This window comes from Mesorhizobium sp. WSM4850, assembly GCF_055811735.1.
In genome coordinates this window covers 112163-133958 of record NZ_JBVVPV010000009.1, presented here as the reverse complement: position 1 = coordinate 133958, position 21796 = coordinate 112163, and the positions used below count along the sequence as shown (strand labels likewise).

Annotated in this window: 32 protein-coding genes; 27 read left to right on the top strand and 5 right to left on the bottom strand. The window is 64.4% G+C overall.

Translation table 11 applies throughout. The features are described from left to right. The first annotated feature begins 7 nt into the window (after positions 1-7). The 7 genes from AC0L2Z_RS12535 (at position 8) to AC0L2Z_RS12505 (ending at position 5720) form a co-directional block, all read left to right on the top strand. Positions 8-1732 (top strand): portal protein, encoded by a 1725-nt coding sequence (locus AC0L2Z_RS12535; protein WP_473628077.1) that lies wholly within the window; start codon positions 8-10, stop codon positions 1730-1732. Next, complete coding sequence (locus AC0L2Z_RS12530) at positions 1729-2052, top strand: Bbp19 family protein (protein WP_473628078.1); 324 nt, start codon at positions 1729-1731, stop codon at positions 2050-2052. Before AC0L2Z_RS12535 ends, AC0L2Z_RS12530 begins: the two co-directional genes overlap by 4 nt. Positions 2053-2361: 309 nt before the next feature. Next, positions 2362-2979, top strand: coding sequence for a hypothetical protein (locus AC0L2Z_RS12525; RefSeq protein WP_473628080.1), 618 nt, complete (start codon positions 2362-2364; stop codon positions 2977-2979). Then, positions 2966-3343, top strand: coding sequence for a hypothetical protein (locus tag AC0L2Z_RS12520; protein WP_473628081.1), 378 nt, complete (start codon positions 2966-2968; stop codon positions 3341-3343). The genes AC0L2Z_RS12525 and AC0L2Z_RS12520 overlap by 14 nt, the downstream gene beginning before the upstream one ends. Next, positions 3340-4212, top strand: coding sequence for a hypothetical protein (locus AC0L2Z_RS12515; RefSeq protein WP_473628083.1), 873 nt, complete (start codon positions 3340-3342; stop codon positions 4210-4212). The genes AC0L2Z_RS12520 and AC0L2Z_RS12515 overlap by 4 nt, the downstream gene beginning before the upstream one ends. Continuing rightward, positions 4209-5099, top strand: coding sequence for an SGNH/GDSL hydrolase family protein (locus AC0L2Z_RS12510; protein ID WP_473628085.1), 891 nt, complete (start codon positions 4209-4211; stop codon positions 5097-5099). The genes AC0L2Z_RS12515 and AC0L2Z_RS12510 overlap by 4 nt, the downstream gene beginning before the upstream one ends. A gap of 33 nt (positions 5100-5132) precedes the next feature. Next, a complete protein-coding gene (locus AC0L2Z_RS12505; protein WP_473628087.1) occupies positions 5133-5720 on the top strand; it encodes an acyltransferase in 588 nt (195 codons plus the stop codon). Between the two features lie 88 nt (positions 5721-5808). On the opposite strand, the gene AC0L2Z_RS12500 is transcribed toward AC0L2Z_RS12505, so the two are convergent. The 4 genes from AC0L2Z_RS12500 to AC0L2Z_RS12485 form a co-directional block, all read right to left on the bottom strand. Continuing rightward, positions 5809-5979, bottom strand: coding sequence for a hypothetical protein (locus AC0L2Z_RS12500; RefSeq protein WP_023798595.1), 171 nt, complete (start codon positions 5977-5979; stop codon positions 5809-5811). Positions 5980-6131: 152 nt separating this feature from the next. Continuing rightward, positions 6132-6293 carry a hypothetical protein gene (locus AC0L2Z_RS12495; RefSeq protein ID WP_473628089.1) on the bottom strand — a complete coding sequence of 54 codons (162 nt, stop codon included), beginning with the start codon at positions 6291-6293 and terminating at the stop codon, positions 6132-6134. Positions 6294-6552: 259 nt separating this feature from the next. After that, positions 6553-6735 (bottom strand): hypothetical protein, encoded by a 183-nt coding sequence (locus tag AC0L2Z_RS12490; protein ID WP_023798597.1) that lies wholly within the window; start codon positions 6733-6735, stop codon positions 6553-6555. A gap of 121 nt (positions 6736-6856) precedes the next feature. Then, complete coding sequence (locus AC0L2Z_RS12485) at positions 6857-7036, bottom strand: hypothetical protein (RefSeq protein WP_091599061.1); 180 nt, start codon at positions 7034-7036, stop codon at positions 6857-6859. Positions 7037-7193: 157 nt separating this feature from the next. Here AC0L2Z_RS12485 and AC0L2Z_RS12480 point away from each other — a divergent pair, with 157 nt between their 5' ends. From AC0L2Z_RS12480 to AC0L2Z_RS12430, 11 genes are all read left to right on the top strand, one after another. After that, entirely contained in the window at positions 7194-8003 is an 810-nt protein-coding gene (locus AC0L2Z_RS12480; RefSeq protein ID WP_473628091.1) for an N-acetylmuramidase family protein, read from the top strand. Next, positions 8000-8218 carry a hypothetical protein gene (locus tag AC0L2Z_RS12475; RefSeq protein WP_023798600.1) on the top strand — a complete coding sequence of 73 codons (219 nt, stop codon included), beginning with the start codon at positions 8000-8002 and terminating at the stop codon, positions 8216-8218. Before AC0L2Z_RS12480 ends, AC0L2Z_RS12475 begins: the two co-directional genes overlap by 4 nt. A gap of 1 nt (position 8219) precedes the next feature. Then, positions 8220-8480, top strand: coding sequence for a hypothetical protein (locus AC0L2Z_RS12470; protein WP_473628092.1), 261 nt, complete (start codon positions 8220-8222; stop codon positions 8478-8480). Beyond that, a complete protein-coding gene (locus AC0L2Z_RS12465) occupies positions 8465-8701 on the top strand; it encodes a hypothetical protein (RefSeq protein WP_473628094.1) in 237 nt (78 codons plus the stop codon). Before AC0L2Z_RS12470 ends, AC0L2Z_RS12465 begins: the two co-directional genes overlap by 16 nt. Beyond that, complete coding sequence (locus AC0L2Z_RS12460; RefSeq protein ID WP_473628096.1) at positions 8680-9021, top strand: hypothetical protein; 342 nt, start codon at positions 8680-8682, stop codon at positions 9019-9021. The genes AC0L2Z_RS12465 and AC0L2Z_RS12460 overlap by 22 nt, the downstream gene beginning before the upstream one ends. A gap of 241 nt (positions 9022-9262) precedes the next feature. Beyond that, entirely contained in the window at positions 9263-9553 is a 291-nt protein-coding gene (locus AC0L2Z_RS12455; protein WP_473628097.1) for a hypothetical protein, read from the top strand. A 269-nt stretch (positions 9554-9822) separates the two neighbouring features. Then, complete coding sequence (locus AC0L2Z_RS12450; RefSeq protein WP_023798605.1) at positions 9823-10116, top strand: hypothetical protein; 294 nt, start codon at positions 9823-9825, stop codon at positions 10114-10116. 609 nt (positions 10117-10725) lie between these two features. Further along, positions 10726-11043, top strand: a complete 318-nt coding sequence (locus AC0L2Z_RS12445; protein ID WP_473628099.1) for a hypothetical protein — start codon at positions 10726-10728, stop codon at positions 11041-11043. Positions 11044-11358: 315 nt separating this feature from the next. Continuing rightward, complete coding sequence (locus AC0L2Z_RS12440; RefSeq protein WP_473628101.1) at positions 11359-11658, top strand: DUF1236 domain-containing protein; 300 nt, start codon at positions 11359-11361, stop codon at positions 11656-11658. Positions 11659-11762: 104 nt separating this feature from the next. Further along, positions 11763-12062, top strand: a complete 300-nt coding sequence (locus tag AC0L2Z_RS12435; RefSeq protein WP_287346591.1) for a hypothetical protein — start codon at positions 11763-11765, stop codon at positions 12060-12062. A 37-nt stretch (positions 12063-12099) separates the two neighbouring features. Then, complete coding sequence (locus AC0L2Z_RS12430; RefSeq protein ID WP_473628103.1) at positions 12100-12333, top strand: DUF2934 domain-containing protein; 234 nt, start codon at positions 12100-12102, stop codon at positions 12331-12333. 276 nt (positions 12334-12609) lie between these two features. Here AC0L2Z_RS12430 and AC0L2Z_RS12425 read toward each other — a convergent pair whose 3' ends face one another. Beyond that, positions 12610-12948, bottom strand: coding sequence for a hypothetical protein (locus tag AC0L2Z_RS12425; protein ID WP_473628105.1), 339 nt, complete (start codon positions 12946-12948; stop codon positions 12610-12612). A gap of 277 nt (positions 12949-13225) precedes the next feature. Between AC0L2Z_RS12425 and AC0L2Z_RS12420 the strand changes: the two genes are divergently transcribed. The 9 genes from AC0L2Z_RS12420 to AC0L2Z_RS12380 all read left to right on the top strand — a co-directional run bounded on the left by AC0L2Z_RS12420 (position 13226) and on the right by AC0L2Z_RS12380 (position 21590). Continuing rightward, positions 13226-13951, top strand: coding sequence for a GntR family transcriptional regulator (locus tag AC0L2Z_RS12420; RefSeq protein WP_473628141.1), 726 nt, complete (start codon positions 13226-13228; stop codon positions 13949-13951). A gap of 2 nt (positions 13952-13953) precedes the next feature. Then, positions 13954-14988: an ADP-ribosylglycohydrolase family protein gene (locus AC0L2Z_RS12415; protein WP_473628106.1), complete on the top strand. Its 1035-nt coding sequence runs from the start codon at positions 13954-13956 to the stop codon at positions 14986-14988. Positions 14989-15005: 17 nt separating this feature from the next. Beyond that, complete coding sequence (locus AC0L2Z_RS12410; RefSeq protein WP_473628143.1) at positions 15006-15974, top strand: PfkB family carbohydrate kinase; 969 nt, start codon at positions 15006-15008, stop codon at positions 15972-15974. 53 nt (positions 15975-16027) lie between these two features. Further along, positions 16028-17083: an ABC transporter substrate-binding protein gene (locus AC0L2Z_RS12405; RefSeq protein WP_473628108.1), complete on the top strand. Its 1056-nt coding sequence runs from the start codon at positions 16028-16030 to the stop codon at positions 17081-17083. A 40-nt stretch (positions 17084-17123) separates the two neighbouring features. Beyond that, on the top strand, positions 17124-17993 hold the full coding sequence (locus tag AC0L2Z_RS12400; RefSeq protein ID WP_023798616.1) for an ABC transporter permease: 870 nt from the start codon (positions 17124-17126) through the stop codon (positions 17991-17993). After that, entirely contained in the window at positions 17993-18781 is a 789-nt protein-coding gene (locus tag AC0L2Z_RS12395; protein WP_023798617.1) for an ABC transporter permease, read from the top strand. The genes AC0L2Z_RS12400 and AC0L2Z_RS12395 overlap by 1 nt, the downstream gene beginning before the upstream one ends. Beyond that, positions 18781-19845 (top strand): ABC transporter ATP-binding protein, encoded by a 1065-nt coding sequence (locus AC0L2Z_RS12390; protein WP_473628110.1) that lies wholly within the window; start codon positions 18781-18783, stop codon positions 19843-19845. Before AC0L2Z_RS12395 ends, AC0L2Z_RS12390 begins: the two co-directional genes overlap by 1 nt. Before the next feature lie 66 nt (positions 19846-19911). Then, a complete protein-coding gene (locus AC0L2Z_RS12385) occupies positions 19912-21159 on the top strand; it encodes an aconitase X (RefSeq protein WP_473628111.1) in 1248 nt (415 codons plus the stop codon). Beyond that, positions 21156-21590, top strand: a complete 435-nt coding sequence (locus AC0L2Z_RS12380) for an aconitase X swivel domain-containing protein (protein WP_473628112.1) — start codon at positions 21156-21158, stop codon at positions 21588-21590. The genes AC0L2Z_RS12385 and AC0L2Z_RS12380 overlap by 4 nt, the downstream gene beginning before the upstream one ends. Positions 21591-21796: the final 206 nt, after the last annotated feature.

Sequence of the window (21796 nt, the reverse complement as noted above, 5' to 3'; positions counted from 1 at the left end):
AAATGCCATGGCGAGCGCTTCCCGTGCCCACGATATCCTGTCGCGCCAGGCGGAACTGGAGAGCGAGCGCAGCCCGTATGAGGCTGTCTGGGAGGCGGTGTCGGAATTCTGCGACCCCGACGCGCCCGATGTCTGGAGTGGGCGCCGGGGCGCGGAACCGCAGGCCGAGCGGCAGCAGCGGCGCGGCGCCCGAGTCTACGCCAACACCATCAACTCGGCCGCCAACCGGCTGGCTGCGGGGCTGGAAAGCCTGGTGATTCCGCAGTCGGAGAAATGGCACGGGCTGTCGACCGCCGCCGTGAATGACGAGGAGAGCGAGGAGGAGAAGGAATGGGCGGAGGCGCTTCGCGATTTCCTGTTTGCGCTGCGCTATTCCGCCAATTCGAATTTCGTGCCGGCGACGCAGGCCTGCCTGCGCAACGTCGTGCGCTATGGCCCGGCCTATCTCTACGCCGAGGAGGGCTTTGGCGGCACGCTGATCCGCTATGCCTCGATCCCGGTGGTCGAGGGCTATCTCTGCCGCAACCGCTGGGGCCAGGTCGACATTTTCCACCGCCGCTATGAGCGCACGGCACGGCAGGCGGCGCAGCTGCTCGGTTATGACAAGCTGCCGGCGCGGATCAAGATGCTGGTCGACGACCCGGCCAAATGCGAGACCAGGATCTCGCTGATCCAGTGCATCCAGCCGCGCGACGAGCGCAAGATGTACCAGCTCTCCGGCACCCACCAGTATCTCGACACGGCCTTCGCCTCCTATCACGTCGTCGAGGACGAGGAGGTCATCGTCAGGGAGAGCGGTTTCCGCTCTTTCCCGGTCTCCTGCTTCAACTGGCGCCGCCATGAGGGCGACCCCTATGGCATCTCGCCGACCATCGAGGCGCTGACCACGGTGCGCGAGGAAAATGCCGTGCGCCGCTCGGGCCTCAGGGCGCTGCAGCAGATCACCGATCCGGCGACCGCGTCGAAGGCGCGGCTCGACTATGTGCCGGTGCTCAATCCCGGCGAGAATTATCCCGGCCTCATCGACGACAATGGCCGGCCGCTGATTGCGCCGATCGCTGTGGGCCAGAACCCGACCCATGCATTCGACTACGCGGAAAGCCGGGCCGAGGAGATCCGCGACATGATGTTCGTCAACCTGTTCCAGACGCTTGTGCAGAACCCGCAGATGACGGCCACCGAAGCCTTGATCCGGCAGGAGGAGAAGGGCGCGCTGCTCCGGCCCTCCGGCTCGATCATCCAGGCCGGCTTTGCCTCGAATCTCGACCGCGAGCTCGGTATCCTCGACGACAAGGGATTGTATGAGGAAGACAGCCGGTTCCTGCCGCCGGCGAGGCTCGCCGGCAAGGCGGTGCGGCCGACCTTCACCGGTCCGCTCGACGTGCTGCGCCGCTCGGCCGAGGCGCGCGACACCATCCAGGTGGTGACCACGGCCATGCAGATGGCGCAGTTCGACCCCGGCGTCATGGACAATATCGACGGCGACGAGGCGCTGAAGATCGTGCAGAGCGCCGGCCGCAGCCCGCAGCGCATCTTTCGCCGCCAGGACGAGGTGGCTGATATTCGCGATGCCCGAGCCAGGGCGCAACAAGCGCAGGCCGGCATGGCGGCGATCTCCGCCGCCGGCAAGTTTGCCAGGGATGCCGTGCCGGCGGCGGTCCAGGCGCGCGACAGCGGCCTGCTCGACAGTCTCAGCGGGCTGATGCCGCAGGGCGGCGAGAGCGGCGCATGAGCGGCAAGCGCTTCGCCCATTCGCGCCAGGCCGGCGGCCCGGCCAGGGCGCAGGATGCGCTGACCAGGGCCTATCTCAGGGTGTTCTCGGGCCAGGACGGCGAGATGGTGCTGGCCGACCTGACGGCGGCGACCGGCTATTACCGCCGCCCGTCCTACGGCGAGTGGCTGGCCAAGACCAGGACGCCGAACGGCTTCGAGCTGCACAGCGCGCTGAGCAACGCGCGCGCCGAAGTGGTGCAGCACATCGTGGGGTTTTTGACACTGGACGAAGCGCAACTGGCGGCGCTGGAGAAGGCGGCGCGGCTGGAGGGGAGGTAGGGGTAAGGGGTGAGGTGTCGGCGAAGCTGCCAATCTCCCCCTGTGTGGGGGAGATGTCCGGCAGGACAGAGGGGGCGCTGTCCGGGCGCTGTCCCTCGGCGATCAAAGGTACTGCACCGCAGCAACGCTTCAAGGTAACGGAACGGATCCCAGGGTCTGCGCTGCGTCGCTTCGCTCCTTGCTCCGCACTGGGATGACGAAGGCGCGGGGGTTCGGCCATCGCCGAGGTGCCATGGACCGCGCGTCCCGCGCCCGCTGAAATCACTTTCAAGCCTCGCTTCGCGGGGCTTTTTCATGGAGCTAAGCCTGATGGCCCGACCCGCAACTGCCGCCGTTCGACTTCCGACCGGCGAACGCGAACCCGTGCGCCTGGCGACCACGGCCAGCATCCTGCTGCATCGCCTGCAGACCATCGACGGCGTGCCGGCCGAGGTCGGCGACCGCGTGCTGGTCAAGGACCAGGCCGACCCGACGCAGAACGGCATCTACACGGTGAGCGAAGGCGAATGGTTCCGCGCCGCCGACGCCCGCACCGCCCGCACCCTGCAGAAGGGAACGACGGTCCACACCCAGGTTGGGACAATCAATGCCGGCTGGGTGTTTGAATTCAGCGCTGACGAGCCTGTGGTGGGCAGCGATGCCATCGCCATTGCGCCGTTCGTGCCGCCCGACATTGCGGAGGTGGTCGGTGCGGTGGTGACGCTGCGCGATGGAACGCAGGCGCTGAAGCATGCCACCGAGGCCAGCGCCGGCCAAGCCGCCGCCAGCGCGTCCACGTCCGCTGCCAATACCGGACAGACCGCCGCCGATGTCGCTCCACGGCGGCCAACCTGGACGGCGCCCAGGCGGCACGCACGCGTCGCTGTATGGCAAGGGCATCTTCCCGACGACGGCCGCCGCAGTCGGCTTTGGCGTGGCTGGCTTTAGTACCCTGGTCGGCGGCGCCGGCGGCATGGACGGCACTTTCGATCTGGCGTTTGCCGGCGGCGCCGGTTCTGGCGCAGCAGGCCGCTTCGTGGTCGCTGGCGGTGCTGTGACGATGATCCTGATCACGGCACCCGGTTCCTACACGGCGGCGCCAGCTTTCCGCTTCGCGGCCTCTGCTGGGCTTGCTGGCGCAAGTGCGGCGGCGGTTTTGGGCCGGAATGTCGAGGTTGGTGAGTATTTTTGGACCGAGGTTTCAGCCGGCGTTCTGGGCCTCTACAATGTGACGTTGGGGCCGGCGGCGACCGACACGGCGTTCGGGCGGCAACTTCCTCGCTGTTGTCTGACGTGGACCGTATCCTCATGATCGAGGGTGCCAGTGTCCCAACTGCAAAGCTCATTGAGGCAGCCGGGGCGGGCATCAACCCGTCCCTCTACAGAGCCGCCGTCCCATATGTCAGAGGCGATACTCTTGAGCACATTGTTGAAGCTGAGGCGGATGAACGCGGGACTGTCCAGCTTATCAGCACCTCAGTGGGGGCGGCGTACAATGCTACGCTCAATCTATTGGAAGGGACCATCATTGCTTCTGGTGGGGCTAATCTAATCAGCGCCGTCGCGACGGCCTTGGGCGTCGGGTGGTATAAGTTCAAGGTGACTGCCCAGATAACCGCAACTGGGCCGGGCAATGCACAGTGCCGCATATCTCCCACCGCCTATACAGGCGATTGCGTGTTCGGGATATACGTCCGGAAGCATGTCATGCAGAAGCAGGGAACGACCGTCAACCTGTTCCCGAGCAGCGACCCGACGAGCCTGACGTTCACTCGGCAGAACCTTGCTGACGTGATCAATACGGCCACGCCGGAGGCGCTTGTTGTCCCGGCACTTGAAGATGCCGTGAACCGGCTGGACGTACTAATCAACGGCAGGCTTACGGCCACCAAGCTAGTGGAACCAGTGGGTTCGGGAAGCCCGGCCTTCTGGCAACCCCGTACCGGACTTGTTATCGGCGATGACGTCGAGATCGAGGTTATCGCGAAGCGTGATGAACGCCTCCGGCTCAACCTGTTCTCCAACTCAGGCGCTCGCTACGACGTTACGGCCAATATCGAAGTGGGGTCCGTCGCAATCAACTCGACGTTTCCGTTTCCGGCTACGGCCTCGATCGCTCCGCTAGGTGGCGGCTGGTACAAGATCAAGATAAATCAAGAGGCAGATGTTGCGGGCGGATGAACCCGCAGCACCGGATATTCTCTCCCACAGGGGCCCACCCCTACGTTGGTGACGGGGTGTCCGGCCTGCACGTGCAGTCCTCGACTATAAGGATCAACGACGGCCCGAACCTCAATTTATTTTCGGAAGATCTTTCGGTTTTGCCGTGGGCGCACAGCGCAGGCGCAACTGCTATCCGTAGTGACGGCCTATACTTGGGTGTCCTGTCCGACCCGACCAGCCTCGGCGGGGCCCCGTATGATGACGGCTCGGCTGCTCTTGTCGACAAAAAATGGGCAGCGCTTGGCTCAAGCATCACGATCGGCGCCTACTATGCGCCTTTACTCGCCGGACAGACGGGGATGATACTTACCAATCTTGGCGTCAGCGGCTCTGCGCTGGGGCTGAGCACGACTGGTTACCCGAGCTACGGAATGTCCAACAGAATCGTCGAAATTCCGGCCGATACGGAGATCGTCACTCTGGAGCCCGGCCCGAACGCCTTCGGCGCGCAAGAGACGCCTCTGGGTGCCTTCGGCGACACGACCTATGCCACTCACTATGGGTCGCTGTGGGCGGCCGGCGTCGCTATCCGCTTGCAGGCACCGAGCGCTAAAATCGTCATGATCGGAACGTACAGCGGCGGTCCCAGCCACGCGACCCACCGAATCGGACGTGTCAACGGTCAGGGCAACACGATCGATCAGTTCTTCGAGGCGGAGCGCTATGTGGCACATGCGCTCGGAATCCCGTTCATCGACATTTCCCAGAGCGGCATGGGCTACCTCACGTCGACACTACACATGTCGGACGAGCTGCATCCGAATGCAGCCGGCAGCCTGCGCCATGCCACCTATGACGCCGAATGCCTGCGTCAAATGGTGCGTCGGGGTCTCTTCGATGCCTAGACTGAAATGGTGGCGTGTGGCAGATGTTCGCAAATGCGTATCTTCTCCACTATTCTCGCTGTTCGCCGCCGGTTTCTGTCATGGATCGCCACAGGCGCCGCAAGGGAGAATGCCGTCATCGGGCCGCGCACGAAGTTCGGTGCCGGGGCGGAGATCTTCAATATTCATGGCGACAGGTCCCGGGTCTCAATCGGCGCGGACTGCCATCTGGACGGACATCTGCAGGTCTTTGCCCATGAGGGTCGGATCAATATCGATGACTGGTTCTACCTTGGTCCAGGCTCGACGATTTGGTCATCGAATCCGGTGGGGATCAAGATCGGCAAACATGTCCACGTCTCGTGGGGGGTGGCGATCCACGATACCAACTCGCATCCCATGGACCCGCAGAAGCGTTTTGCGCAGATGCAGGCCATCTTTCGCGAAGGCCATCCGCGCGTCGACCCAGGCATCCGCTCAGCACCGATCACAATCGGAGATGATGTCTGGATCGGCAACAGTGCCATGATAATGAAGGGTGTCACCATCGGCGACCGGGCGATAATTTCAGCCGGCTCAATCGTACGGTCGGATGTTCCGGCCGACGCTTTGGTGCGGCCGGACCGCGACCTGGTGAAATGAAATGATGCCTTCGCTCATCAATGAGCGTCGTCCCATCATAGAGCGCCAACCATTCGCTTGCGCCAAGGCGCGGGCGAATGGCAACGGGCTAATGACGGCTGTCTTGCGGCTTGTTGTGCGGCTGGCTGTTCGACCACCAGACAAAATACAGCGAACCCACCTTCATGACCGGCACACGACGCTCGCGTTCGCGCCCCCGCAATTCGCGATAGACTTTTACCTTCAAGGTGCCGCCCGGCAGTTTGATGCGCACGGCCATCGGTTCAACTCCGCTGTGCAATTCAATGATGATGTGCGATGCAGCAATTAGAGAACTTCCCCAGCCGAAGAGTCAACCGCCGATGCGCGCGTTTGCTGGCTTGACCGGAAGGGTTCAAGCGCAGCCGCCCGAGGACGGCTTTTTTCGGGCCGTCAAGGCGCTGCCTGAGATCGGTTTGGATCGTCGTCGGGCTGGTCGTTCAACGGACGCGGCCGGTTCGACCACCAGCTGAAATACAGCGAGCCCAGCTTCAGAATCGGGATGCGGCGGGCGCGCTCACGCTCGCGCAACTCCCGATACACCTTCATCTTCAAGGTGCCGCCGGCAATCTGATACGCACTGCCATTGCTCCCAACCCCCGTTGTGCAATGCAGCGACCTAGAGAGCTTCCGTGGCGGAAGAGTCAAGGGCTGATCGTTGATTCTTTCTGCGGCTGTTTTCCGGGACCGGTTCCAGAACGGTCCGGGCGGGTGAATGGTGAATGGTGAATGGTAGTAGTGAGTAGTGAGCGGTGAGCGGTGAGTGGTGAGTGGTGAGTGGTGAGTAGAGTGAGAGCACCTTCTTCACTATTCACTATTCACCCACTCCCTTTGGCGGGCGTCCGGACGGACGATCCGAAATGCTGCTCGGCCACCAGACGATGAAATAGTCTCCAAGCCGCCAGACCGGGACTTGGCGCTTCTGCTCGCGGCGGCGCAGCTCGTCCTTTTTCTTGATCTTCAGTGTCCCGCCCGGAAGCCTGATCCTGATTGTCACGCGCCCTCCCGCACCTGTTCCCATGGGGTATGAACGGTTCATGGGAGCAGTTTATTCCGGCTAAGCGGTTTCCTATCCCGATGGCAAGACGGAACGAGCTGTTCTCAACTGGTCAACGCCGTCAGTTGAAGAAATTCGCCATGCCCTGGAAGGCCAGGAACGCATAGACGATCGGCCCGGCAATCAGCCCGCAATAGAGGCACAGGATCACCGCCAGCGCGACAAGCAGCGGCTTGTCGCGGCCGACCGCGCAGAGCTCGGCCTTCACCGTCCAGCGCGCCGTTCCTTCGTCTTGCGACATCGGCAAATCCCCACAGTTTGGGGCCATTTCACACAATCGCCTGCAAAGATCAACCGGGCGCCTGCAAACATCAACCGGGCGCCTGCAAACATCAAGCTGGCGCCTGCAAACATCAAGCTGGCGCCTGCAAACATCAACCTGGGAAAGGACCAAGACCATGGATATGACGTTCAAGGGCGCCGCCAGGCGCCTCGACGATCTCGATCTGCCAAGACTTGGCGCCAGCATCGGCGTCGGCGAAGACGAGATCCACGCCTTTCTCGATGTCGAAACCAGCGGGCATGGCTTCGACGCCCAGGGCCGGCCGGTCATCCTGTTCGAGCCGCATGTGTTTTACCGCAATCTGGCGGGCGCGGCTCGGGCAAGGGCGGTAGCGGCCGGCCTTGCCTATGCCAAATGGGGCGAAAAGCCTTATCCCCGCGACAGCTATCCGCGCCTGAAAGCCGCCTGCGCCATCGACGAGACGGCGGCGCTCAGATCGGCGTCATGGGGGCTCGGCCAGGTGCTCGGCGAGAATTTCAGGGCGGCCGGCTTCCCCACCGTGCAGGCCATGGTCGAAGCCATGATGGCGGACGAGGCGCTGCAGCTGGCGGCGGCGGTCAATTTCATCGCCGCCAACCGGCTCGACGGCAAATTGCGCAAGCATGACTGGGCCGGCTTCGCCAAGGGCTACAATGGCGCATCCTATGCGAAGAACGCCTACGATATCCGGCTTGCCGAGGCATTCCGCAAATGGTCCGGGATCAGGGACACGCCGCCCCCTCCGGCGCCGGTTCCGATCCCGCAGTCGCCGCAACCGAACGGTTTCACGCCCGTCAAGGCAGAGCCGGGCAAAGCCGGAGTGCGGCGCGGACCGTTTTCCGGACCGTTGTCCGGATTACGGGCCGCAGTGCTGGCTCCGTTGGTCGCCGCAATCCTCTCCCTGTTTCGAAAGGCCCCCTCCTGGTTTCGAAAGGCAAAGCCATGAACTGGTTCAATACCAACGCCGCGCACAATCTGATCAATGTGCTGATCCTGCTGCTCACCGGTCTGGTCGGCTTCGACTGGACGCTGTTCGGCATCGACGCCGCCCTGGCGCTAAAAATCACCGGGGTGCTGGCCCTGCTCAAGATCCTGATCAATGTCGTGCGCGACGGCGTCGCCGGCCTCGTCAGAAACCAGCCTGCCGTGGAGGGCAATTGAGATGTGGGTACTTTCCATGCTGGGCGCGCTCGCCGGCAACACGACGATCTTGGCGTTTTTTGCCGCGCTCGCCGGCGGCATCGGCCTGTTTGTCGCCGGCGGTCGGGCCAACAAGGATGCGGCCAGGCGAGCGGCAGAAAAACTCGTTGCCGTCGAGGAGCGCCTCGAAATGGACCGCGAGGCGACCGATGCCGAACGCCTGGCGCGCGACCTGCCGGACGAAGCCGCACGGCGGGAGGCGATGCGATGGTCAAAGCGCTGATGCTGCTGCTCGGGTGCCTGCTGCCCAAGTGCCCGCTGTTTGGCGGCCTGCTGCTCGCCGGGTGCGCAACGCCGGTTTCGCCGGCGCGCCAGGTTTGGTGCGACCACAACCAGCCGCGTCGTGCGTCCGCCGTCGTCGTCGCCGCCATGACGCGGTCCGAGCTCGACGAGATGAATGCCTACAACGGCAAGGGCGCCAGATGGTGCGGGTGGAAGCCATGATACAGGAACTTCTCGACGCGCTCGGCATCAAGGCGCCGGTGGTGGTCGCCGGCCTTTCCGGCGGGATTTTGCGAGCCCTGTCGCGCCACCGCTACAAGGTTCGCGAGATGGTGGCGTCGCCGATCTGCGGCGCGCTGGCGGCGGCCTACCTGACCTTGCCGGTGGTGCATTATTTCCGCGCCACCGGCTTGGCGATTCCAGCCAACGACGACACCACGACGCTGGCCGCGGCGTTCCTCATCGGCGTCTCGGCGATGTGGATCTCGGACATCGTCTTCGAAGTGGTGGTCAGGCGGTTCAAGTCCGAGAAGGAGGAGTGAGATCGCGGCTGTCTTAAAGCGCGTCGCGTTTGACCGGCCGCATGCGACGCGCTTTAGGTTGTTGTTTTATGCATGTCGTTATCGCAAAACCGCTGCACACCCTCGGTTCAGGCCCGAGGGCATGCTTTTGCGCGACATGCATTATTGCGCCGCAGCAACAGCCTCTTGCGGGAGACCCGGGTGAAGGTGCGGAACCACGGGCAAAGGTGCGCGTTGGGCACGACCCTTGAGAGGATCTACCATGCCAGCTCGCCCAATCGTCTCGACAGCCGCAGCGATCCTGTTCGCCGCCACAAGCATGGCTTACGGCCGGCCGGATGCGCGCACCATGACATGTGAACAGACGCAGCAGCTGATCCAGAGCCGGCGCGCCGTCGTCCTGTCCACCGGCCGCAACACCTATGATCGATATGTCCGCCCATACGGCAATGAATGCGACTGGCCCGAAGCGCCCGTCACCTCCTACATCAGGACGCTTGACGGTCAATGTCGGGTCCATCGATGCGAGGAACCGGTTCTCGGATTGCGATGATGCGCTATTAAAGTCCGGGATCAAACACCTAGGGTCTGCGCCGCGTCGCTTCGCTCCTTGCTTCGCCCCAGGATGACGAAGGTGTAGTAGTGTATGGTTAATCGCCAGCGTTGGAGATTGGTGCTAGAAGCAGCCGACGCCTGATCCAAGGTCTCTTCCCGCGACGTCTCTTCGTGCGACCACCAAGGTGGGCCGATGCGCTAAAAGCCGAAGGTTGCGGAACCACGGGCGAAGGTGCGCGTTGGGCACGACCCTTGAGAGGATCTACCATGCCAGCTCGCCCAATCGTCTCGACAGCCGCAGGGATCCTGCTCGCCGCCACAAGCATGGCTTACGGCCGGCCGGATGCGCGCACCATGACATGCGACGAGGCGCAGCAGCTGATCCAGAGCCGGCGCGCGATCGTCCTGACCACCGGCCGCAACACCTATGATCGATATGTCCGCCAATACGGCAATGAATGCGACTGGCCCGAAGTGCCTGTCGCCGCCTATGTCAGGACGCTTGACGGTCAATGCCGGGTCCATCGATGCGAGGAACCGGTGTTCGATTTCCCGGACTAGTGGCCGAAGCTGCTGATCTCCAAGTTTTGGTAAAGAGGGCAGGCCAGAGGGGGTCGCCTCGCGTCGAGAGCCATCCTCCACTGCCGCAAGAGAAGAGGCCGCGCCCAGTCGAACCGACCCCCCCCTGCCCTGCCGGGCATCTCCCCCTCAAGGGGGGAGATCAGCAGCTTCGGCCTCCGCACTCATTCCTGCAACGTTGGTGATTGGTGAAGGCGCCGATCACAGCCAATCTCCCCCCTTGAGGGGGAGATGTCCGGCAGGACAGAGGGGGGCGCCGTGGAGCACGGACATCAAAGGCTCTGCACCGGGGCCGACGCTCTAGAAGCCGAAGAACTGCCAGCCGACCAGGTAGCCAAGCGCGACGACTGCCAGGGGAAACAAGGCTGGCGCCAGCCGGCTTAGAGCGGAGCTCCTTGCCGGCTCCCTTGGGGAACTTCTTTCGGCGTTTCCGAGGTTCTTGGTCATTCCGCTATAGTAGCAATCGCTGATTAACGATTCCCCAACATGCCGCGCCGGCGCGATTGAGCCGGGCGGCTTGCTGCAGGCGGGAACCAATCGCCGCCAACCGGCTTTGGCAAGGAGGCGATCGTTCGCGCGGAGGCGTTCGACATGAAATCTTTCGCATTCCTGCCAATCACGCTGCTCGGGGCACTGGCGTTGGGGGCACCGGTTGCCGCCCAGACGGATGACGAGACACAAGACCAGGCGCCTGCCGGCCACTGCCAGGCGCAGCCGCAGAACGGTCAGCAGCAGCCGCCCGTCAACAACGGTGACAGCAACAGCCTGACCGACACGCTTGACCCCTGCAACGGCGTGCTGCTGCCGCCGCCGACCGGCGATCAGGGCATGGCCGCACCGCCGCCAGACCAGGGCAGGACACCGGTGCTCAAGCCCGGCGAGGTCCCGGCGCAGCCGCCGAAACCATAGATTGGGGGCATTTGCCGTTTTCGCGCCTGACGTGCCGGCGCCGGCAGGGATTTTTACCGTAGGGCGGAACATTAGTTATCGCTAAATGTTCTTCTCGAAGCAGTCGATATCACCCCCCCTCCGGTATCGCTGCTGATCGGGCAAAACCGATCGGCCCGCGCGCTTGGGCGACCAAGATCGCGGGCCACTGCCAGCCAAGGCGGCGATCAATTAGTCGCCGCTCACGGAACAAGACGGTTTCGTCAAACGTTGGCTTTTGGGCTGAGTCGTCCCGACTGTGGACAGCAGAGCCCGCAAACCAGACAGGAGAAGACGATGAAAATCCACCTTGTTCCTGCCGCCGCCGGGCTGACTTTGCTGGCCGGTGTCGGCGTCGCCACCGCAGACCAGGTGATTATCACGCCCGAGCAGCAGACGGTCGTCCGCCAATATGTGGAGAGGCACCCGCTGGCGTCGATCAGCCTCCTGGGCGTGGAACTCAACGTCGGTTCCACGTTGCCCGACACGGTTGAACTTCACGAGGTTCCCGACGTCGAATACAGATACGTAGTCGTCGACGATCGCACCGTGCTGGTCGATCCCGGCACCCGCAGGATCGTGCAGGTCATCGACTGACCTTCACCCGCCGCTCTCCCGGGAAGACGCGGGAAGAGCGGCGGCTCGCCGGCAGGCAGCCGGCTGTCGATCGTCTTCGTGGCGGGACGGAAGGAGCCATTTCCATGTTGCCGCATGTCGAATCACGCGATGTGGCCGCATCCGTCGACAAGCTGCTTGCCGAACGGGGCTCTGCCCTGTTGTCGATGAAGGCGTTGATTGCAGCCGTGCGTGAGCAAACCGGAACGGAGCGCTCGGACGCGGATCTGGCAGGGCTGATCACCAAAAAGGCGGCACTCCTCGGGGTCGTGGTCCTGTCCGATTTAGGCGGGCCAGACTCAGGCCGTCCAGACTCAGGCCGACCCGACTCTGGCCGACCCGATCTGGGCCGAAGCCCCCAAGACGCCGGTCGAAAATTCAGCTAGAAGTTGTCGCTCACCGATTTGAGCCGAGGAGGCAACAGTGACGGACGACAGGCAGGAACGCATTCGCCGGCGGGCTCACGCGATCTGGGAGCAGGCCGGCCGGCCCGACGGCGCGCATCAGCAGCACTGGAACCAGGCCGCCGCCGAGATCGACGGTGAGGAAAGCGGACCCAAAACCAAGACTGCTCGGCCAAAGGCGCCGGCTCGGCCGAAGGAGCCGGCGGCCGGCAAGGTGACCAGTTCAAAGACTGCCCGGCCGCGCAAGTGCTAGCCGCCATCTGATGTAGTGCTCTACGGCGCCCCCCTCTGCCGCCGGACATCTCCCCCACGTGGGGGAGATTGGCAGCTTCGACGACGGCACTCTTCTTGCGACTTTTGTGATGGGCGAAATCAGTGATGACAGCCAATCTCCCCCACGTGGGGGAGATGTCCGGCAGGACAGAGGGGCGCGCCTCGCTCTGCCATCAAAGGTTTCGCACATAACGCTTCGGCCGCGGGACGAAGCACTGTCCCGCGGCCGAAGCGCTGGTCCCGAAATCGATCTCGGCTACTGGCCGCAGTGCCTGTCGTTGACGGTGGGTGAAACCGTGCCGGGAGCCTTGTGCGTGGCATCAGGCATGGCGCCCTGCGGGCTTGGCGGGCAGTTCCGATCGGCATTGGAATTCGTGCCGTCGGGGCCGGCAATGATGCTGCCGGTAATCCCGGTATCGACCGTATCCGGCTCAGCCAGGGTCGGATCGACCGGGGCCGGGTCGATGACGACGCTCCTGCCGCTGCCGGGAGCCATGCCAGCCTCTGTGTCGGCTGGGTCGGCTGTGCTCTGGGCCATCGCAGACGTGGCCAGACCAGCGCCGAGCACGGACGCCGCGAGTAACTTCGTAAGCATGATTTGCCTCCATTTGTCTCCATTTTTTCGGTCGTCGCCGCATCGCTACTACAGAAAAAACCGCTCGGGGGTGGTGGAGGTTCCCATAAAATTGCAGCCTGCGACCAACCGTCGTGACCAGGAGGGGCCGTCGTGATCGGGAGGGGCCGTCGTGATCAGCAGGGCAATCTTGCCCGGCATGCCGGGAACCCAAAAACGTGCCGGCCGCGAGCCGTTGACATGGCTTGCCTATCCCGTTATTGAACAGGATTATACAGGTTTACTGAACAGGTATTCCATGGCGCGTCGCACGACCCTGTCGTCTCCCGGAACCGGCAAGCCGGAACGGATCGCCACCGTCCTCGAGCACGAGATTCGCTCCGGCGTGCTCGGCTTCGGCGACCGCCTGCAGAGCGAGAACGAGCTTGTCCAGCGCTTCTCCGTCAGCCGCAACACCATCCGCAAGGGTCTCGAGGAACTGTCGAGCCGCGGGCTGATCACCACCAAGGTCGGCATCGGCTCGTTCGTCACCTTCGACGGCCTGCCGGTCGACGACGCCGTCGGCTGGTCGCGGGCGCTGGCCAATGCCGGCGCCAATGCCGAGACGCGCACGCTCAGGCTCGAAGTCATGCAGGATACCGAGCTCGCCGCCACACTCGGCGTCGAAAGCCCGTTCTTCATCGCCGTCGACCGGGTGCGCTCAAACGCCGATGACGGCCACGCCATCTCGATCGAGCGCAGCCGCCTGCCGCTGTCGCCCGAACTGGAGGACGTGCCGCTGCGCGGCCTGCGCGAGGGCTCGCTGCACCAGACGCTGCGCGCGGCGGGGCTTGTCCCCGATCACGGCGAGGAGTGGGTCGATATCGAGATGCTGAGCGCCGAGGACGCGGCCATTCTCGACTGCGCGCCGGACGCGCCGTTCCTGCGCACGCGGCGCCTGACGCGCGCCGCCGACGGCCGCGCCATCGAATATGTCACCAGCCTGCTCAATCCGGCGCATTTCGCGCTTCACCTGGAGTTCTGAGCATGGAGATGGCCGCGGCGATCGACCGGGCGATGGGTGCGCTTGTCGGCGGGGCGCTGGGCGATGCGCTCGGCATGCCGACGCAGCTTTTGTCGCCGGCCCGCATCGTCGAGCTCTACGGTCCTGTCGAGGGTTTCGTCGCGCCCGCCGCCGACCATCCGGTGTCGAAGGGCCTGTCCGCCGGCACCGTCACCGACGACACCGAACAGGCGCTGCTGCTCGGCCGCATCCTGGTCGCTTCAGGCGACGGCTTCGACCACACGCGCTGGGTCAAGGCGCTGCTCGACTGGGAGCGCGAGGTCAAGGCGCGCGGCAGCTACGATCTGCTCGGACCTTCGACCAAGCGCGCCATCGACGCCATCAATGACGGCGTGCCGGCCGAGGAGGCAGGGCGCAGCGGCGACACCAATGGCGCGGCGATGCGCATCGCGCCGGTCGGCATCATGATGCCGCCGGAGCCGCTCGGCGCGCTAGTCGCCAAGGTTGCGGAAACCTGCCGCGCCACGCACAACACCTCGATCGCCATTGCCGCGGCGGCTGCCGTTGCCGCCGCCGTCAGCTGTGGCGTTGCCGGCGGCGATTGGCGCGCCGCCTTGGATCGCGCGGTCGTGGCGGCCAGGCAGGGCGCAGAACACGGTCACTGGACCAGCGGCGGCGATATCGCCGCGCGCATCGACTGGGCGAGGGGCCTGGTTCGCGGCAAGGCCGTCTCCGCCGGCATCCGGCTGATCGTCGACCTGGTCGGCACCGGCGTCGCCAGCCAGGAATCGGTTCCGGCGGCCTTCGCCGTGCTGGAAATCGCCGGCGGCGATCCCTGGCGGGCGGCCGTCATCAGCGCCAATCTCGGCGGCGACACCGACACGATCGGCGCCATCGCCGCCGGCATGGCAGGCGCCTGCGTCGGCTTTTGCCGATTGCCAAGGGAATACATCGCCCGGCTCAGAGGCCTCGACATGGCGCAGGTGCACGCGCTCGCCGCCGACCTGGTCGCGGCGCGGATGGCGAAAAGCAGCGCGGCCAAGGATGCGGCGGCATGAGCGGAGCTCAGCCTGACATGAGCGGGCGTCTCGTCCATGTCGGCAGCGCGGTGGTCGACTATGTCTACCGCATCGACGCCTTGCCGGCGCCCGGCACCGAAAAGACCGCATCGAGCTTTGCCCAGGTCGCCGGCGGCGGCTTCAACATGATGGTTGCGGCCAGTCGCACCGGCATGAAGGTCGTCTTCGGCGGCCAGCTCGGCAGCGGACCGAATGGCGATTTCCTGCGTGCCGCTTTTGCCGCCGAGGGCATCGCAACGCTGACGCACCCATGGCCTTTGATGGACAGCGGCAATTGCGTCGCCATGATCAGCGGCGACGCCGAGCGCACCTTCGTGTCATGGCCTGGCGCCGAGAGCGTGCTCAGCCTCGGCATGATGGCGGCCGTCCGGGTTGCGCCTGATGATTGGGTGTTCGCCTCCGGCTATACGCTGAGCTATGTCGGGAGCCGCGACGCGCTGGCCGACTGGATCGAGGCGCTGCCGGCGGAAATTCCCTTCGTCTTCGATCCGACGCCTGTCATATCGGAGATTCCGCGCGCTATTCTCGACCGGGTGCTGGCGCGCACGAACTGGCTGAGCTGCAACACAACGGAAGCGGGCGAGATCGTCGGCCCCGGCGCTGTCGAGGCCATTGCCGCCCGGCTTCTTTCCAATCACTGCCCGACCGCCGAGGCGGTCATCATCCGCGCCGGGGCGGAAGGCTGCTTCGTGCGACTGGCTGACGGCACCGCGCAGGCCGTGCCCGGTTTCAAGGTCGCCGCCGTCGATACCAACGGCGCCGGCGACACCCATATCGGCGCCTTCGTCAGCGCGCTGTCGCGCGGCGTGCCGCCCTTCGAAGCGGCAAGTTACGCCAATGCGGCGGCGGCGCTCTCGGTCACCCGCCATGGCGGATCGTCGGCGCCGACCGACGAGGAGATCCAGACATTCCTCAGCCATGACGATCGATCCGTGCACGGCCGGAAGCAAAAGGCCCATTTATGACAGCCTAAATGACGCAACAAGCCCCAACCGGGCAAACAATGAGAGGAACGAACATGCGCATGCCCAAACTGACTGCTTTTCTGACGGCAACCGCCGTCTTCGCTTCCGCACTGGTCGCCAGCGCCGACGAGGTGCATGTGCTCAACTGGAAGGGCTACGGCGCCGACGAGCCCTGGGCAATCGCCGCTTTCGAGAAGGCGACCGGCAACAAGGTCGTCAACGATTTTTTCAATTCCGAACAGGAAATGCTGACCAAGCTGAGGACCAATCCCGGCCTCTACGACGTCGTCATGATCAACGCCGCCTTCAACGACCAGGCGATGGCGGAAAAGCTGATCCAGCCGATCGACGTCTCGAAAATCCCCAACTATGCCGACATCAGCGCGGACAAGGCAGGCTCGCTGATGCTCGCCCGCGATGGCAAGGTCTATGGCGTGCCATGGGTGTGGGGCTTGACCGCGCTCGCCATCAACGAGAAAGCCTTCGAGACGCCGCCGACCAGCATCGCCGAGATGTGGAACGAGGCGCATAAGGGCCGCGTCACCATCCGCGATGACGCGGTCGAGGCGGTCCAGTTCGGCGCCATCGCCACCGGCCAGAACATCAACGACATCAAGGATATGGAGGCGGTCAAGGCGAAGCTGGCCTCGCTGATGCCGCAGATCGAGACGTTCTGGAGCTCGGAAAACGACTGGAACCAGATGGTCGCCTCCAATCAGATCGACATCGGCACTTATTGGAGCGGCTCGGCCGACCGCGCCAAGACGCATTTCAAGCTGCCGGTCTCGCTGGTCATCCCCAGGGAAGGCGCCGTCGCCTGGCTCGACGCCTTCTCCATCCCGGTCGGTTCCAAAAACGTCGCCGGCGCCGAGGCCTTCATCAACTACATGATAGACCCGAAATTCTACGTCGAATGGGTCACCAAGGTCGGCGCGCCGGTGTCGGCCAATGCCAAGGCGGTCGCCGCCCTTCCCGAAGACGCCTTCAACCGCAAGGTGATGGGCGACCCCGACGTCGCCAAGCGCATCCAGTTCCAGGCGCCGATCAGCGACGCGCAGCGCGAGGCTTATCTGGCGCTGTGGCAGGAGCTGAAGGTCAATGTGAAGTAACGGGCGGGGTGAAGTAACGGCAAGCTTTCGGGAGGAACATATGGCTGGACAGGTCGCAACCGGTTCGAGGAGCGGATTGCGATCGGCTTTGCCGCTGCTTGTGCCGGCCTATCTCTGGCTGACGGTGGCGATCTTCTTGCCGCTGTCGGCCATGGTGTTTTTCTCCTTCATGACCGAGCTGCCGCTGTCGGGAAAGGCGTGGTCGTTCACGCTGGACAATTATGCCACCTTCTTTGCGCAAGGCCTCTACCGGACGCTGCTGCTGGCCTCGCTCAGGCTCGGGCTCGAGGTGACGCTGTGGTGCGTCGTCATCGGCTATCCCGCGGCCTATGTGCTGGCCAAGGTGTTTAGGGGACGCAGCCGCGAGGCGATCTTCCTGCTCGTCATCCTGCCGTTCTGGTCGAACGGCCTGGTGCGCATCTTCTCCTGGGCGATGGTGCTGCGCGAGGGCGGCATTCTCGACACCGCACTCAACGCCGTGCTGCCGTTCAAGATCAACATCGACCTGATGTATTCCTATCCGGCCGTCATCATCGGCCTGGTCCACTCCTACGTGCCCTACATAGTGCTGACCTGTTACCTGACGCTGCAGGCCATCGACGATTCGCTGATCGAGGCAGGGCGCTCGCTCGGCGCCTCGCGGCTGCAAATGCTGAAACGGGTGATCATTCCGCTGTCGATGCCGGGGCTGGTCGCCGGTGCGGCGCTGATCTTCGTTCCCGTCGTCGGCTCCTTCATGGAACCGCGTATTCTCGGTGGCCGCACCGGCACTTTCTACGGCACGGTCATCGAGGACCAGTTCGTCGCCGTGTTCAACTGGCCGCTGGGTGCGGCGCTGTCCTTTATCCTGCTGGCCGTCGTGCTGGTCATCCTGGCATTGGCGTCGCCGGTGTTGAAGAGGGCCGCGTGATGGCGACGACGCGTATCCTGGAATGGTGTGGGCGCCTCTACATCTGGCTGCTGCTCGCCTTTCTCTACCTCCCGATCATCATCATGGCGCTGATGTCGTTCAACGTCTCGCCCTTCTACCAGTTGCCGTTCGAATGGACGACCGAGTGGTACGCGTCGTTGTGGCAGAACGACCAGCTGATCTCGGCCACCTGGAACAGCGTGGAGATCGCCATCATCACCACCATCATCTCCACGGTGCTCGGCTCGGCGGCATCGCTGGCGCTCTATCGCCATGAATTTCGCGGCAAGAAAGTCCTGCAAGCGCTGCTGTTTCCACCGATCGCCATTCCGTGGCTGATCACCGGCACGGCGATGCTGATCTTCTTCTTCGGCGTCGGCATCGGCCGTGGGCTGTTCGCGATCCTGCTCGGCCATGTGGCGCTGGCGCTGCCCTATGTCATCGTCGTCGTCTCAGCCCGGCTGCAGACCTTTGCGCCGGAGCTGGAAGAGGCGGCGCGATCGCTCGGCGCCAACCAGTGGCAGGTGACTTCGCGGGTCACGCTGCCCTGGATCATGCCGGGCGTCATCGCCGGCGGGCTGTTCGCCTTCGCCGTGTCGTTCGACCAGTTCGTGGTCTCGTACTTCCTGTCGACGCCGGGCCAGACGACCTTGCCGGTCGAGATCTACGCCGCGATCCGCAAGGGTTTCACGCCGGAGATCAATGCCGTCTCGACGATCATCATCGTCGTCTCGATGGCGCTGATGCTGCTCACGGCAAAATTCTTCAAATTCGGCGGAGAGAAATAATGGCCGGCGTGCAGGTAGCGAATTTGTCGCGCAGTTTTGGCGCGCACAAGGCGCTGGACGATGTCTCGATCGATTTCGCCGACGGCGGTTTCTACGCGCTGCTCGGGCCGTCGGGCAGCGGCAAGACCACGCTCCTGCGCCAGATCGCCGGCTTCGATTTCCCCGACTCCGGCCGCATCGCCATCGGCGGCGAGAGCGTCGAGCGGGTGCCGGTCGAGAAGCGGCGCATCGGCATGGTGTTCCAGAACTATGCGCTGTTTCCCAATATGAGCGTCGCCGACAATGTCGCCTTCGGCCTGTCGGTGCGCGGGCAAGCCAAGGCAACGATAGCCAGCGAGGTGCAGCGCGCGCTCGACCTGGTGCAGCTCGGCAAGCTCGGCGGCCGCCGCCCACACCAGCTGTCGGGCGGCCAGCGCCAGCGCGTCGCACTGGCCCGCGCCATCGTCACCAAGCCGCGCGTGCTTCTGCTCGACGAGCCGCTGGGGGCGCTCGACAAGGCGCTGCGCGTCGACATGCAGACCGAGCTGAAGCGCATCCAGCGCGAGATCGGCATCACCACCATCTTCGTCACCCACGACCAGGAAGAAGCGCTGACGATGAGCGACCGCATCGGCATCCTGCGTGACGGCAGGCTGGTGCAGGAGGGGCCGCCCGAGGAGATCTACGACAGGCCGAAGAGCGAGTTCGCCGCCACCTTCCTCGGCGACGCCAACATTTTTCGCGGCGAGAGCACCGGCGCCGGCATCCGGCTGCAGGACGGCACGGCGATTGCCGCCGGGGCAGGCGCGACGCTTGCCGCCGGCGCCAAGGCCAGCTGCGCGGTGCGGCCCGAACGCATCCGCATCGCCACCGATTCGGGGACGTCCGATCCGAACGCCAATATGCTCCGCGGCCAGGTATCCAAGCGCATCTTCGCCGGCAACAACAGCACCTATTTCGTCGATCGCGACGGGCAAACGCTCAAGGTCATCGTGCAGAACACCGGCGTTGAAAGGTTGGCGGAGGGGCAAAAAGTGGTGCTGCGCTGGTCGCCGGAGAGCACGGTGCTGATCGCGGCAAACTGATCTTGCCAGGCGGGCCGCAATCAGTGAGAGCATGGTCGGGCATAGTGCGGGAAAGCGGAACACCCGATGACGCTTGAACTCAGTGCGGGCGACCAGTCGATGCTCGGCGGCGAGCACGGCCGGGCCGTGGCCGCAGCGATGAAGATACTGGTCGCCTTTTCCAACGCCGTCGGCGCGCGCAAATTGTTGGACATTGCCGGCGCGCATATCGACGGCTGCCTCTATCACGGCCAGGCCAGCCTCGATTTCGTCGAAAGGCTGGTCGAGGGCGGCGGCCGCGTCCGCGTGCCAACAACACTCAATGTCGGTTCCTTCGACCTCATCCATCCCGGGCTGGTGAAGATGCCGGCCGCGCAAGAGGTGCCGGCGCGGCGGCTGATGAAGACGCATCTAAAACTCGGCTGCCAGGCGACCTTCACCTGCGCGCCCTATCAGACGCGGTTCCGGCCGGGCTTTGGCGAGCAGATCGCCTGGGGCGAGTCCAACGCAATCGTCTTTGCCAATTCGGTGATCGGTGCGCGGACCAACCGCTATGGCGATTTCATCGATCTGTGCTGCGCGATGACCGGGCGCGCGCCGGCCTGGGGACTGCATTTGACCGATAATCGGCGCGGCCAGATCCTGTTCGAGCTGACCGGTTCTTTCGAACCTGCCGATGCCCTGTTCGTCGGCGTCGGGCTGGTCATCGGGCAAGCGAGTGGCGACCGCATTCCTGTGATATCGGGCCTGCCGCAGCCGCGCGACGAGGATCAGCTGAAGGCGCTTGGCGCGGCGGCGGCAACGACGGGTGCGGTGGCGCTGTTTCATGCGGTCGGCATCACGCCGGAAGCAAGGACGCTCGACGAGGCATTTCGCGGCGTGGCGCCGGAGGCGACGATCCGGATCTGTCGCGCCGACATCGACCAGGCGCTGGCAAAACTGTCGAGCGTCCCCGACGGCGCGCCGCTTGCGGCCGTATCGCTCGGCACGCCGCATTTTTCGCACGAGGAGTGGAAGCGCCTGCTGGCAATGCTGCGCGAGGTGGCGCCGGGCAGGGGCATTCCGATCTACGTCAACACCGGGCGCGCCACTTTCAAGAGATTGCAGGACGAGGGCGAACTTGCCGGCATGGATGCGTTCGGCCTCATTCCGGTTACGGATACCTGCACCTATGTCACCTCGGTGCTCGAGCGTCTCGACGGCGTGGTGATGACCAATTCCGGCAAATGGGCGCATTATGCGCCCGGCAATATCGGCGTGTCGGTGGTCTTCGGCGACCTGGCAGACTGCGTTCGCTCGGCCGCTGCCGGCCGCGTCGTGCGAGGCGCGCGATGAGCCAACAGGACAGTCGAGCGCAGAACAGAGTTGGCACGTTCCAGCTTGCCGGCGAGGCGCAGGGATCGGCGCTGGTGCTGTCGCATGCGCTCAGCTTCTGGGGCGGCGTCGATGCCGAAACGGGCGACATCATCGACCGTTCGCACCCGGGCGGCAACCTCGCCGGCAAGATCCTGGTGATGGCATCCGGGCGGGGATCGTCGTCCTCGTCTTCGGTCCTGGCCGAGGCGATCCGCCGGGGCACGGCGCCGGCCGGCATCATCCTGCAGCGGCCCGATCCGATCCTGGCCGTCGGCGCCATCGTCGCCGAGTTCCTCTACGAAATCAGCATGCCGCTGGTCGTCTGCGACATATCGGGCATTGTCTCCGGCGACCGGATCGCGATCGGCCTCGGCGAGGATGACCGGGCGATCGTCAATATTGGGCAATGATCTAAAGTGAGTGATTGGGAATTGTCGCGTCGAGTCGCGGCTAGCCCCTTCTCCCCGTTTTCCACGGGGAGAAGATGCCGGCAGGCAGATGAGGGGCAGCACCAGCGTCGGAATTTCTACTCAACGTTCGCGCTGCCCCTCACCCTTACCCTCTCCCCGTGAAGAACGGGGAGAGGGGGATCGCCTGCGTTGCATTCGCCATCAAA